At 39.1% G+C, this 13765-nt stretch carries 11 protein-coding genes and 1 pseudogene; 4 read left to right on the top strand and 8 right to left on the bottom strand.

Annotation, left to right across the window (positions count from 1 at the left end; all coding sequences use genetic code 11):
- Nucleotides 1–28: 28 nt before the first annotated feature.
- The 4 genes from JWG41_RS01055 (at nucleotide 29) to JWG41_RS01040 (ending at nucleotide 6756) form a co-directional block, all read left to right on the top strand.
- Entirely contained in the window at nucleotides 29–703 is a 675-nt protein-coding gene (locus tag JWG41_RS01055) for a DsbA family oxidoreductase (protein WP_205268133.1), read from the top strand.
- A 63-nt stretch (nucleotides 704–766) separates the two neighbouring features.
- Nucleotides 767–3853, top strand: coding sequence for an efflux RND transporter permease subunit (locus tag JWG41_RS01050; RefSeq protein ID WP_205268132.1), 3087 nt, complete (start codon nucleotides 767–769; stop codon nucleotides 3851–3853).
- A gap of 236 nt (nucleotides 3854–4089) precedes the next feature.
- Nucleotides 4090–5844, top strand: coding sequence for a GMC oxidoreductase (locus tag JWG41_RS01045; RefSeq protein ID WP_205268131.1), 1755 nt, complete (start codon nucleotides 4090–4092; stop codon nucleotides 5842–5844).
- Nucleotides 5845–6756 (top strand): ankyrin repeat domain-containing protein, encoded by a 912-nt coding sequence (locus JWG41_RS01040; RefSeq protein WP_205268130.1) that lies wholly within the window; start codon nucleotides 5845–5847, stop codon nucleotides 6754–6756.
- Nucleotides 6757–6776: 20 nt separating this feature from the next.
- Here the strand turns inward: JWG41_RS01040 and JWG41_RS01035 are convergent, their stop codons facing one another.
- The 8 genes and pseudogenes from JWG41_RS01035 to rpmH form a co-directional block, all read right to left on the bottom strand.
- Nucleotides 6777–8414 (bottom strand): hypothetical protein, encoded by a 1638-nt coding sequence (locus JWG41_RS01035; RefSeq protein WP_205268129.1) that lies wholly within the window; start codon nucleotides 8412–8414, stop codon nucleotides 6777–6779.
- Nucleotides 8415–8479: 65 nt separating this feature from the next.
- Nucleotides 8480–8731 (bottom strand): hypothetical protein, encoded by a 252-nt coding sequence (locus JWG41_RS01030; RefSeq protein ID WP_205268128.1) that lies wholly within the window; start codon nucleotides 8729–8731, stop codon nucleotides 8480–8482.
- An 80-nt stretch (nucleotides 8732–8811) separates the two neighbouring features.
- The gene (gene mnmE / locus JWG41_RS01025) at nucleotides 8812–10197 is read right to left on the bottom strand and encodes a tRNA uridine-5-carboxymethylaminomethyl(34) synthesis GTPase MnmE (protein WP_205268127.1); all 1386 of its coding nucleotides are present in this window, start codon (nucleotides 10195–10197) and stop codon (nucleotides 8812–8814) included.
- Entirely contained in the window at nucleotides 10190–10921 is a 732-nt protein-coding gene (gene jag / locus JWG41_RS01020; RefSeq protein ID WP_004784914.1) for an RNA-binding cell elongation regulator Jag/EloR, read from the bottom strand. Before jag ends, mnmE begins: the two co-directional genes overlap by 8 nt.
- A 28-nt stretch (nucleotides 10922–10949) precedes the next feature.
- Nucleotides 10950–12905 (bottom strand): membrane protein insertase YidC, encoded by a 1956-nt coding sequence (yidC, locus tag JWG41_RS01015; protein WP_205268126.1) that lies wholly within the window; start codon nucleotides 12903–12905, stop codon nucleotides 10950–10952.
- A 3-nt stretch (nucleotides 12906–12908) separates the two neighbouring features.
- On the bottom strand, nucleotides 12909–13136 hold the full coding sequence (gene yidD / locus JWG41_RS01010; protein ID WP_205268125.1) for a membrane protein insertion efficiency factor YidD: 228 nt from the start codon (nucleotides 13134–13136) through the stop codon (nucleotides 12909–12911).
- Nucleotides 13133–13438, bottom strand: a pseudogene (gene rnpA / locus JWG41_RS01005) (ribonuclease P protein component); the annotation flags it as partial. The gene yidD and the pseudogene rnpA, both read right to left, overlap by 4 nt.
- Before the next feature lie 26 nt (nucleotides 13439–13464).
- The gene (gene rpmH, locus JWG41_RS01000) at nucleotides 13465–13626 is read right to left on the bottom strand and encodes a 50S ribosomal protein L34 (protein WP_135572191.1); all 162 of its coding nucleotides are present in this window, start codon (nucleotides 13624–13626) and stop codon (nucleotides 13465–13467) included.
- Between the last annotated feature and the right edge of the window lie 139 nt (nucleotides 13627–13765).

Below are 13765 nucleotides of genomic sequence, written 5' to 3'. Positions count from 1 at the left end.
CCTCAATTGGATAGGAGTCTAATCTAAAATGTCAACCAACTCTGAACCTTTTTCCATTGATATCGTGTCTGATGTAGCTTGCCCTTGGTGTTATGTAGGGAAAAAGAAACTGGAGTTGGCTCTCCAAACAGTCGGAGATAAAATCGATCCTCAGGTTCGATGGAGGCCTTTCCAATTGTCTCCGGAAATTCCAGAATCAGGAATTGATTACAAAGAACACCTAACACAAAAATTTGGAAGTTTGGACCGGTTGGATGGTGCTTGGCAACGTCTTACAGAAATTGGAAAAGGGATAGGAATTTCTTTTCAATTTGATGCGATCCCAAAAGCTACCAACACACTTGTACTCCATGCTCTCGTTGCTGGACTTTCTACCTTAGATGAACAAGCTAAGTTAGTTGATTTATTCTTTGCTGCCAACTTTACCGAAGGAAAAGATCTTACGGATAAGGAAGTTGTTTGGAAAGTAGCAGAACCTATTTATAAAGATCGTACAAAGTTTGATTCCATATATGCAGATCCAGAACTTAAAGAAAATATCCGCCAAGAAATTCTTTATTACCATCAAAATGGAATTAGCGGCGTTCCTTACTTTATTGTAGGTGGAAAATATGCTGTCAGTGGAGCACAAGATCCTTCTGTTTTTGTAGAAGTGATAGAGACAGTATTAAAAGAACGCGAATCAGAAAAACAAAGTCAATAAATTTCTATTTCACCTTGACCGAACATTCAACATTTTTAGGTTGATTCTAATCGAATTATATTTATGAAAAAAATTATCCATTACTTCGTCTACAATCCATTAGTTGCCAATTTGGTTTTTGTTTTTTTATTCCTTGCGGGGATGATCTCTGTACTTTCTATGAAACGAGAAGCTTTCCCTCGGGTTAACTTTCGTCAAGTACGTGTTCTCACTGTGTATCCTGGTGCCAGTCCCGTGGATGTGGAGAAAAAAGTTACCATTCCCATTGAAGAAAAGTTACGTGAAGTGGAGGGTTTAGACTCGGTACGTTCTATCTCTCGAAACTCCGAATCCGACATCAGTATCAAAATCGATTTAGAACATAGTAACCCTGATGGTGTTGTGAATGATATCCGTCGTGCTGTGGATCGTGTGACCAATTTACCAACACAAGTCAAAGATCGTCCCATTGTTACGGAACAAAAAAGCTCCAACTTTCCTGTGTTAGAGATCGCGATTCATGGTGCTATGAACGAGATGGAACTACAAGAAATGGGACGTTTCATTGAAGATGAAATGCGAAAAGTTTCGGGAGTATCTCGTGTGGATGCTTTTGGAAAACGAAAAGAAGAATGGCGCATTCGTGTTGATCCAGACTTAAAGAAAAAATATACACTTGGTTTTTCCGATATCATCAACGCCATTTCGAAACGAAATATTAGTGTTCCTGCTGGTTCTTTTTTACGGCCCATCACCCAAGACATTCGTGTAACTGGTGAGATTAATGATATTAACGATATTAAAAATATCCCCATTCGTTCAAACGAAACGGGAAATACTATTTTATTATCACAAGTTGCCAATGTAAAAGATACTTATGAAAGACAAAGGGTTGTAGCTGTTGTCAACGGAGAACCTGCTTATGTCCTTCAGATCATCAAAAAAGATAGTGCCGATATCATTCGAACAGTAGAAGCAGTCCAAGAACGAATTGCCGAATTAAAAAAACAAATTCCAGCCAACATCCAATTTACGGAACTGAATAACGAAGGGGCCCGTGCCATCAAACGTTTGGATGTGGTGATCACCAATTCCCTACAAGGTTTGTTTCTAGTTGTTTTAGTATTAATTCTCTTTTTTAGTCTTAAGGATTCACTGCTGACAAGTCTTTCTTTGCCACTGACATTGTTTGCAACCACCATTGCCTTTCCTATTTTTGATGTTTCCTTTAACTTAGTGTCTATGCTTGGGATCATCATCTCACTTGGGATGTTAGTCGATAATAGTATTATCATCTCAGAGAATATCTATAAATATAGATCTAAAAAAATGGATTCTAGAGAAGCTGCGGTTCTCGGTGCCAGTGAGTTGTTTGTTCCCATCATTGGATCTTATTTAACTACAGTGGCAGCTTTTTTACCAATGGCTTTTATGTCTGGAATCATGGGTAAATTCATTTGGCAAATTCCATTTATGGTAATTGTTGCTTTGACTTTGTCTCTTTTTGAATCCTTTTTATTACTTCCAGTTCGATATGCGCAGTTCACATCACATGAAGTTAAAAAACGTTCTAAAAATCGCGAACGATTTCGTACCTTTCTTGAAAACGGTTTTGAATCCCTAAAGGCAGCATTTACAAGATTTATCACTAGAGTTGTCAATCGGCCCTTCCTTGCCCTAGGATCCATATTGATTGTGTTTTTGTCTTCCTGTGGGCTCGTTGGACTCATGAATTTCAATTTGTTCCCGAAGGAAGGGATTGATTATGTTATGGTACGTGCAGAGTTCCCGCCCGATTTCTCCGCGCAAGAGACCACAAAACAACTGCAATACTTTCAACCAATTCTGGATCGAATTCCTAAATCAGAAGTCCAAAGTGTGATTCTAAAAATCGGAATCCAACAAACAGATCCCACCGATCCGCTCACAAGGATTGGAGAACAATTGGGAATGGCACAAATCATTTTAGTTCCAGAAACGGAACGAAAACGAACGGCCCAAGAAATTTTCGGTGAGTTGGAACCTGATTTAAAGAAACTTCCCGGTGCGGTTTCTGTGATGGTGGATTTAGTTGTCAACGGACCACCGATCGGTGCAGCCGTGACTGTGGCGATTGAAGGCCGTGATTATAAGGTTTTGAAACAAATCTCAAATGAGATGCAAGGATTCCTCAAAAAACAAGAGGGAGTCATCAACATCAATGACGATTACAAACCGGGTAGAGAGGAAATTCAAATCCGAGTGAAGGATACGGCTTCTGCTATTACGGGAATTGATACCGAAATTACTGCCTATTATGTGCGAACTGCCATGGAAGGACTCGAAGCATCTAACTTTCGTAAAGGTAAAGACGAAGTCAAAATTGTAATCCAAAACGATGACAGGTTCCGAGATGGAATAGAAGATTTGGACTCCATTCAAATTTCAAATAAATTCGGTCTCCTAACACCGATTACTGCCGTTACCACAAAAACAACAGTACAAGGGATCGAAGCTTTGTATCATAATGATTATGAAAAGGCGATCACTGTCCTTGCTGACGTAGATGAAGCAAAAACAAGTTCCTCGATTGTGAATGGAAAGATTGTAGATGAGTTTGGAAATATTGGTAAAAAGTATCCCGGTTATAAAATTAAGTTTCGAGGGGAACAAGAGGAAACAGCCAAATCCATGGTCTCTCTTCTTGTTGCCGGCGTGCTCGCATTTTTCGGGATTTTTGCTATCCTCGCGATTATCTTCAATAGTATCAAAAAACCAGTCCTTATCATTCTTTCGATTCCTTTAGGATTTGTGGGAGTGGTGTTTGGGTTTTTGATTTCTGGTAAGGCCCTTAGTTTTCTTGCTATGATTGGTATCATTGGACTTGCTGGGGTGATTGTAAACGCATCCATTGTGTTAGTTGATACGATCCAAGAATTCCAAGCTAAGGGCGAAGGTTTGTATGATTCTCTCATCACAGCATCAGGAGAACGGTTTCGACCTATTTTAGTAACCACCATGACCACGATGGCCGGGATGATTCCAACGGCCTATGCCATTGGTGGATCGGATCCTCTACTCATCCCGATGACTCTGTCTTTGGCTTGGGGACTAGGATTTGGAACCTTTGGGTCTTTAATCTTTATCCCTGCTAGTTTCTCTGCTTATTACAAACTAAAGAAAAGAACTTAAAAAAATTCTTTAGTATGATTCAGAACATCTTCGCTAAAACCGAGGATGTTCTCGAATTTCCTTTTTTTTGAATCTTCCCTTTATCAAATCCTTACAACTAAACAATCAGTAACCCGCATAATCTGGATCAGTTTGCGATCAGTTTTTATAGGAATCGTTAAGAGCGAATTGACAAGAATTGAATTCCGTTGCAGACTCGGTTTCGCTTATACACCGCAAACGAGGAAAAACGAACCATGAGTCAATCCATTCCAAAAGAACAAAATGATGAGTACGACTTTATTATAGTTGGATCGGGTTTTGGAGGATCGGTTTCCGCATATCGATTGTCTCAAAAAGGTTATAAGGTATTGGTGATCGAATCGGGAAAACGTTGGAAGTCCACTGACTTTCCTAAAACCAATTGGAGTCTTCGTAAATACTTATGGATGCCTAAACTAGGTTTCTATGGAATCCAAAGAATCAATTTACTCAATGATTTTTTACTTGTGAGTGGATCAGGTGTGGGCGGTGGATCATTGGTCTATGCATGTACATTGTATGTCCCTTCTTCTAAAGTTTTAAACTCTCCATTGTATTCCCAAATGGGCGGTGAAAAAGCATTATTACCATATTATGATGTTGCCAAGCACATGCTTGGTGTGACTGAAAATCCACAACTTTGGGAACCAGACCGTCTTCTTTTAGAAACAGCCAAAACATTTGGTAAGGGAGATACCTTCCAGAGAACTCCTGTGGGAATTTATTTTGGAAACAAAAAAGATCCGAAAGATCCTTTTTTTGGTGGTGATGGACCGGATCGAGATCCTTGTAATTTTTGTGGTGGTTGTATGGTGGGTTGTCGTCATAACGCAAAAAATACATTGGATAAAAACTATTTATACTTAGCAGAAAAGTTGGGAGCCGTCATTCTCCCTGAAACCAAAGTTACTTCCCTCATCCCTATCAATGAAAAGGGAATCCCTGATCCAGAGGCCAGTGGTGAGTTTGGTTATGAATTGGAAACGAATAGCACAACGGGTTGGTTTGGTTATCCTAAAAGAAAATTTCACTCCAAACAAGTGGTCTTGTCTGCTGGTGTGATGGGAACGGTTGGACTTCTCCTTAAGATGCAACAAGAAAACAAAATGATTCGTTTGTCTGAGAAGTTAGGTGATGTAGTTCGAACCAATAGCGAAACTATTTTGCCTGTCACCGTTCCGGCAAGTAAAGGTGCCGATTATTCCAAAGGCATTGCTATTACATCTTCTGTACATCCCGATGAAAACACTCATATCGAACCGGTTCGTTATTCTAAAGGATCTGATTTTTTTGGAGTCCTTGCGAGTGTGATGACAGATGGAGGAGGGATTTTTCCAAGACCACTCAAATTCTTTTGGACGATGGTCCGCCATCCTCTTTATTTTTTGAAATCGCATAACCCAATTGGATTCGCAAAAAATTCTATTATCCTACTTGTGATGCAGACTGTTGATAATAGCGTACGACTTGTACGGAAAAGACGGTTCATTTGGCCCTTCCAAAAAACCATTACCTCAGCACTTTCTACTGGCGAACCAACACCTACCTACATTCCCATTGCCAACGCCTTTGCTAGAAAACTAGCAGAGATTGTCGGTGGGATTCCACGAAGTTCTTTTAATGATACACTACTCAATGCTCCTGTTACAGGTCATATTATGGGAGGATGTGTTGTGGCCGATTCTCCGGAACGCGGAGTGATCAATATGGAAAACAAGGTGTTTGGTTATGAGAACCTCCGAGTTTGTGATGCGTCCATGCTCACTGTTAACTTAGGAGTGAATCCAAGTTTGACGATCACGGCACTTTCGGAACGAGCCATGAGTTTGGTTCCTACGAAAGACAAAGCTCCCATCCAATTTTTGTCCTTTGAGACCAAAAAAGGTTTTGATAAAATCATTGGATCTCTTCCTAAAAAATCTTCCGTTAAAAAATCGACGTTAGTGAATAAACGTAAAATCTTAACCTAAATGAGTTTGATTGACGTTGCCAAATCGGGAAGTATCGAAGAATGGAATAGAGAAATCGGTGCGGGTGCTGATCCGAATGAATTGGATTCGTATGGAACGAATTCTCTCTCTTGGATGCTTAAGATGGAGAATGAAGATTTGTTTCGGCATGCCATTTTAAATGGAGCCGATCCCGCATTTCCTTACAGAACTCCCGGCAACGTCATCTTCGATGTGATCGGTCAAAACAAAGAATCCTTTTTACGAATCCTTGTGGAAACGGTTGCGACTTGGAAAACCTCATCCCATCTTCTTACACGAGACAAAAATGGAAATACCATCTTTCATTTGGCTGTCTTGGAATCCGCAGAATCACTCTGGGATGTATTATCTAATTCCATTTCAGAGGATGTTATCTCCTTACGTAATGAAGAAGGACGTTCCGTTTTTTTAGAAGCGATCATTGAAGATCGAATGGAGATCATAAAACTCCTATTCCATAAGTTTCCCAGTATCATCGAACACAAAGATAGCGAAGGAAAAACAGCACTCCACTTAGTGGCGGAAAGAAATTTATATGATCTTTGTACTTATCTTTTAGAAGAAGGAGATTTTTCTTTAGAAACAAAAGACAATCTGGGAAACACAGCTTTGTTTTTGGCTGCCTCTGCTGATGCTGTTGAATGTTTGATTGAACTCCTTCACGCAGGTGCGAATCCTTATGTTTGGGGAGAAAATGAGGAATCCATCACACGACTTTTAGACCGTGAAAAATTCGGTCATTGTTTGAAAACTTGGAAGGACTTTGTCATCCAAAAAGCAATCCTCGGTGCTGGTTATTCCCACCGAGAAGAGATGATCGACTACATTAAAAAAGAAAAACCTTTCAAACCAGAAGAATTAACCAAAGCAAAGTTAGTTGACCTGATCTGATTCTATCAGGTCTAATTTCGTTACTTTTGTGGGGTGGAATCATCTCCCAAAAACTTAGGTCCATAATTTCCTTCTCTGTCCGTATGAGAACGTTCGGTCTTTGGACTTTCAAAGGTATAATGCTGTTCGATATTGGTTTTGAACGGTGCGTTCTCTGGAGATTCACCGTATTGATGGAGTTCCCCAATTCTTAAATCTGACCTGGGATGTTTACCGAGTCTCCCTTGAAACCGAAAGAAGGAAGAAAGTTTTGGATCCACCTTATGGTGGCCGTCAGGATCTTTGTCTGCTGTTTGGCCTATCCAACCTGGCTCTTCCCAAGCAATGAGTTTTTCAATTCGCCCTTTGATCATGTTACGGGCTTCGACATAACGAGTTTCTAAGTTTTTATCTTTTTCTCTTTCAGAATCATCCGTTGGAACTCGATTCTGTTTGATTCCTGAACCTATTTTTACATTCGATAAATCTTTATCAGAAAGGTTTTTGGGGATGATGAGAATCGAAGTTTCTGGATCGAAACTAGGAAATACATCCCATGGATCAGAAATATAATTAAACAATGCATTTCCTGCATGTAATTTTACAGTATAACCACCATAAGCTGATGTTGGATTTCCACCATCTGATCCCATATTACCCTTCGCCACATAAAGAATGGGATGGTTTTTTAAGGAATTGATATTTCGAAAATCGGTATCTAGTAGGATATGATCATGGCCTGTCAGTAAAATTCGTTTTGGTTTGCCGTCTTTTGAGATGAGGAGAGCATAGGATTCTAAATCCCCTTGGTGGATATTACCAAACTTGGTTGGCCCTTCATTCCAATCATACCAAATCCAATAGGAGACAACCATATCTCCATTTCCCACTTCATACCAATAATTCCTGTCATCTCGAATTCCAGGCAGGGCCGTATTTTGCGTTCCTGAGACAGTTGTCTTCGCATAACGCACATGATAGTATAAATGTGTTTGTTTTTCTGTTTCTCTTAGGTCAGGAAATTCTACATAGTTCCAAGTGGTTTGGCCAAGCGATTTGCGGCGAATGTCTTTACCCGGAAGAGTGTATTCTTTGGACTGAAAATAATTTGCATACTTTTCGATATTGGTGGGTAGGTATTTTTTATCTTTATGAAAGACAAGAATGGGTGCAAACTTATGCGCCAGTTCTTCTTGTTTTCGATTGGGGATAAGATTCTCTTGGCTTACAAATGTAAACTCATGTTTTATTTTTGGATCTTTAGAAAGGGAATCTGTATTTTGAACCCAAAAAGGATTGTGACCAGGAGAATACTTTCCATGTACCTTTTCGATTCCTTCTATGCGAATCGAAAGATGTGTCCACTGGTTTGGTAAATCTTGTGGAAAGATAATTTGATCAGTGGATGAACTAGTGGGATGATTGGTTTTTTCTGTCCTTATGAATACTGGTGTATAACAATCTTTTGCACTGGGAACTGGACAAAAATAAAACTTTAGAGAATAGGAAATAGTTTCCCCTTTTAATTCTTTGGGAATCGATTTGAGTTTTAGATCAAATGTAATGGATTTTGGACGGGAAGTTAAGGATTCTTTTTCTTCCGAACTAGAACAATAAATTGTAAAAAATAAAAAAACGACTAACGAGAGATAAGTGATAGGTTTTAAAGTTTGTTTCATTTGGATTCTTTAGGTATAAAAAAACCCCTGTTTCCAGGGGTTTTGGTTTGAGATGAGACGAAGAATTACTCTGCGTCTTTCTTAGCTTTTTTCTCTTTTTTGGCTTTCTTAGCTTTTTTGCCTTTTTTCTCACCATGTTTGTGATGTTTTTTCTCTTTTTTCTCGCCGTCTTTGTTATTGATTTTTTCTTTTTTAGGTTTAACGGTTTCAGAAGCTTCATCAGCTTGCATAGTTGGTTCTTCGTCTGCTTCTGTTTGAGCAAACAAACCAAAAGTGCTAAAAGAGAAAATAGAGAGAATCACAAGAAATTTTTTCATTTTTTACCTCGTATCGAATGTGCACCAATTAGATACTATTTGGATGATTAGACAATCGTAAATTTTAAGGTTTTTGTGAATTATTTACCCACACAAAATTTACTAAAAATTCTGCCGAGGATTTCTTCGTTATCCACATGACCGTTGACTTCCCCAATTTCTTTGATAGAAGAGTTGATTTCTTGGATATAAATTTCTGCGGGAGCACCATCTTCCATAAGATGAATGGCTTCAGATAAACTAGATTCAATTTTTTGAATGTGATACCGTTGCCTATCTTCCAATAAAACAATGTCTTCCGAACTATCTTTAGATGTAAGTTTTGTTTTTAATAGGTCTAATAAATGAGGGATTCCTACTTTTGTTTTACAAGATATTTCTGTAATTTCTAAGGCAAATTCTTTCCTTAGAGTTTCCAAATCCTTTGAATTCCAATCTTTGTGTTTTTCATCGATTTTATTGGCCACAAGGATGGCTCCATGGAGCCTTTCATTATGTTTGGATAAAAACGAACTTTTGTCGAATGGTAGAGAAGTATCAATGAGGAGTAGTTTTACATTGGCGCTGTCGGCTTCCCGTTTGCTTCGTTCGATTCCCATCTGTTCAATGTTATCCGATGTTTCTCGGATTCCGGCGGTATCTACAAGTCGAATGGGGATTCCATCCAAACTCAATTCTTCGGCTATATAATCTCTGGTAGTCCCTGGAATGTCGGAGATTATGGAACGGTCTTTACCAATGAGTAAATTCATTAGGCTAGATTTTCCCGTGTTCGGTTCTCCAAATAAAACGACAGTTGATTGTAAAATTAAAGTTTCTGCTCGTTCCGAATCTTGGATGAGTTTTGAACAAAGATCGCGTAACGAAACCATTCGATTTTTCCTTTCTTCCAAACTTTCAAAGGTAAGATCTTCTGTGGAAAAATCAATTTCAGCTTCGCACTCTGCTTTCAGGGAAATGAGATCACTTCTAATTTTGGAACTTAATTTTGTAATTTCCCCAAACACATTTTTTTGGGCCAATTCCAATTCATACCTAGACCTGGCTTCAATTAACCTACCAATTGCTTCTGCACCTGATAGATTGATTTTTCCATTTAGATAAGCTCTTTTAGTAAACTCACCTTTCTGTGCAGGCCTTGCACCCTTTTCAAACAGAATTTGTAAACCTCGTTTGAGTAAGATGGGGTTTCCATGTAAGTGGAACTCAGCTAAATCTTCACCTGTGTAAGAGTTAGGTGATGGAAAATAAAAAAATACGATTTGGTCGAGTGGGTGATCTGCATCTACAAAATCACAAAAAACAGCAGTCCGCTTTTGGTTGATTATAAATTCTTCGGTGAGAGGAGATCCGTTCTTTTGCAGAACGGAGTGGGCAATGGGCAATACGGCAGAGCCCGATACCCGAAGGATGCCAATCGCTCCGGGACCTGAGGCAGTGGACAATGCCGCAATGGTATCAATCAAGATCTTCTTGATCTACTCCGTCTGCAAAGTCTTCAACAGGAAGGCCTTTTTTTGAAGGATCTTCCAAATCTTTGTATTTATGTTTTTCTTTTGCAGAGATAACACGAACTCTTTTGAAAGTTCCATTTCCTTCGGATCTTGTGAATACTCTTTCGTCTTCTTGGATTGCCATGTGAACAATTCTTCGTTCAAATGGATTCATTGGATCTAAAAGTTTAGATCTTCCAGATTTGATGACTGATGCAGCAACCGATTTTGCTAATCGAATGAGCGATAACTCGCGTTTGTCGCGATAGGATTCAATATCTAATACAATCTTTCTATTGTGACGAATTTTTGGATCTACCATTAGGTTCAGAAGGAATTGAAGTGAATCTAAAGTTCCTCCTCTTTTTCCGATGATGAGTCCAGATTCTTTACTTGTAAGTTCGACATAGATTTTTCCATCTACATCACCCATTCCAACTACTTCCGCAGGAATTCCCATTTTTTTCAAAATGGTAATGATAACTCCATGGATGATTTTTTCGGATGGGATGTCGTTGTTAGCAACAAACGCGCGTACAACGGCTGGTTTTTTTTGTGTGATTCCTAAAAATCCGGATTTTCCGGAATCAACTACTTCGAATCGTAAATCGCCTGGTTGGAGGCGAAGTGTTTCTAAAGAGTATTCTTCCGCCTCACTTTTAGTTTTTCCTTCGGCTTCGAAAATGTAATTATTCATCTGTGATCTTCCTTGTTAAACAATGATTTCATTTTTTCTTTTTGTTCTGGTTTCTAAATCCAGGTCGGGCTACTGCAGCTGCGTTGTTCGCAGGCTCAGGTCCATTATTCTTTGGTTTTTTGTCTTCAGACTTTCCAAACTTGTTTGTGTATACTTGTTGGGCAATGGACAGAATGTTTTGCATTGTCCAATACATAGTCACACCGGCAGGCATTGACCAGAAGAAGTATAACATGATGACAGGCATCATATACATCATCATCTTTTGGTTCGGATCTGTTGACACTGTTGTCATTCGTGACTGAACCACTTGAGTTGCTACCATGATGAGTGGTAGAATGTTGATGGCAAGGGCTCCAATAAATGCTAACTTTGGAGTTGTATAAACCGTATCTGGTTCACTTAAATCATTGATCCATAAGAATGGAGAGTTCCAAAGATCCACTGTATCAGAAAACGCAGTATAAAGTGCGATGAAGATTGGGATTTGGATGAGCATTGGAAAACAACCCGCCATCGGATTGGTTCCGTTCTTTTTATATAACTCAATGGTTTTTTCTTGTTTGAGTTTTGGATCATCCGCATATTTTTCATTGATGACTTTAATTTGCGGTGATAACTCTTGCATCTTCTTCATTGATTCCGCTTGTTTTTTGTTCAGCGGATAGAATGCCAACTTGAAGAGAATGGCAAAAATAACAATGGCCCAACCGTAGTTAGGAATGACCAAATAAATCTTTTTTAGAATCCAAACAATTCCGTTTCGAAGTGGAGTGGTAATCCCTTGGTTGAATGATTTGTCGAGTGACTCACTGAGTCCAACAAAGGTAGAATCTTTGTTGATTTTTGGATCTAAGGAACTGTCGCGGAAAGCGGTTCCATCAAGTTCTCTCACTCCCACATAGGCCGCATAATCCAAGTTCACTTCTTCACCGGGTCCAAGTTTCCAGTTGTCATAAACTAAGAGAACTCCCGTTTCATTCCCTTTGCGATTATCGAGAAGAACTCCTGCTGGTTTATCATTTAATGGATCGATCACCCCAATGAAATAACGACTTCCTGTTCCCACAAAGTCCACTCTGTCGTTGGAACCTTTTTTGATTTCGTAACGAGTGTCTTTTCCTTCATCAGAACCTAAGAAATTATCAAAGAACCCTTGTGTGGTTGTACCATCTACGTGGTCTTTAAAACTTCCATCTAAGTAGTAATAACGAAAGTAATGTGCATTGTCACGATCGTTAAAATCTTCTTTTTTCTTAAGCACTGGTCCAAGGGAACTAAATGATCTAAAGTATACATCCGATTTGGATGATGAAATGTTGATAGTTTCGTTGGTTTTGTTTTTAAGGGTTAGATGAAATTTGAAATAATTTTCAGAAGGGAAAAATTGAAATTTCTTTTGGATTGTATATTTACCATCTAACGAAGGTGCTTCGAAGATTACGGTTTTTGTTTCCGCATTGTAACTAGAACTAAAGTTGACTAAGTTGTATCCAGAAAAAGGGATTGTATCTTTATCTTCGATGATATTGAAGTCAAAACCTTGTCCTCTAGTAAGTTCCACTGCCTTTTCTTTATTTCCATCAAATTCGATTTCGAACTTAGGATCTTTCGCAACCGCAAATTCTGAACCGTCTGGTTCTTTATGGTCTTTGATATAGTATTCAGTGATCCTTCCACCTAAACTAGAAAAACGAACTAAGAAGGAATCGGTTTTTAAAGAAAATGTTTTTACATCTTCTGGTTTCACCGGACTTAGTTTGGTTGTTTCTGTTGTTGGTTTTTTTAGTTCTGCTTTTGGATCTGCAGTATTTCCTGTAGTTTTCTCTTTTTCAGAGCCTTCTTGTTTAGAAGTTTCATCAGCAGTTTTTGGTTTTGGCGTTTGCGGTGGAAAGAAGAAATAGTTTATTCCCATCCATACAGCTAAACTAAGGAATAGCGCGAGGAATAAACGACTTTGTCTGTTAGTGGAATCATTTTGCATAAGTTAACTCTTGTTAAAGGATTTCGGTAATGGGTCATGTCCACCTTCGTGAAAAGGGTGACATTTAGAAATTCGAACAACACTGAGAACAAACGCTTTGTACCATGGATAGGTTTCAAACGCTTGTTTGGCGTATTCGGAACAACTTGGGGTAAATCGGCAAGCCGGAGGCAATAGAGGGGATAGCAGTTTTTTGTAGAGGTAAATAAGAACCAAAAACAGCCGATTCATGGGAATTGTTTTAGAACCGAAAGGAACAAAACCTCTCGGTCTTCCTTAGATAACTTCGCAAAATCTTTCTGAACGAGTAGGGCACAGTCGTATCCCACAGGAAGTACAGATAGATGTTTCCGAACCAGTTCTCGGAGAATTCGTTTAGAACGGTTTCGTGCAACGGCTGTTTTGTGAGTTTTATCGGGGCAAAATAAAAAACTGGCAAACGGAAGGCCGTTTTTTCGAACAAGCCATCGCATCGGTGGCCTGCCCATTTTACGATTCTGACGAAAGAGTTCCTGGATCCTGGTTGGGTCGTGAAGGGTCTCCGAAGGAAGCTCCTAAATTAGAACTTTCTCCCGATTTTTTCGTCGGAAACAGTCAATTTAGCACGTCCTTTTCTTCTTCTGGAGGCTATCACATTTCTTCCGCCTGGGGTAGCCATTCTGGCTCGGAATCCGTGAGTTCTCACGCGTTTAATTTTACTCGGTTGGAATGTACGTTTCATGAAACACCTAATTAATCTATATATGATCGCAAAAATATGAGGTCTTTTGAAAGGTTTTTGGTACCCTCATGGAAGTCAAGGGTAATTGGGAAAAATGATTGGACAGCGACTTTCTTATGAGACATAAGGTAAAAACTTT

The sequence above is a fragment of the Leptospira chreensis genome, assembly GCF_016919165.1.
GTDB classification, from domain to species: domain Bacteria; phylum Spirochaetota; class Leptospiria; order Leptospirales; family Leptospiraceae; genus Leptospira_A; species Leptospira_A chreensis.
Note: the sequence above shows the minus strand (reverse complement) of the source record. Positions and strands in the feature narration are given on the sequence as shown.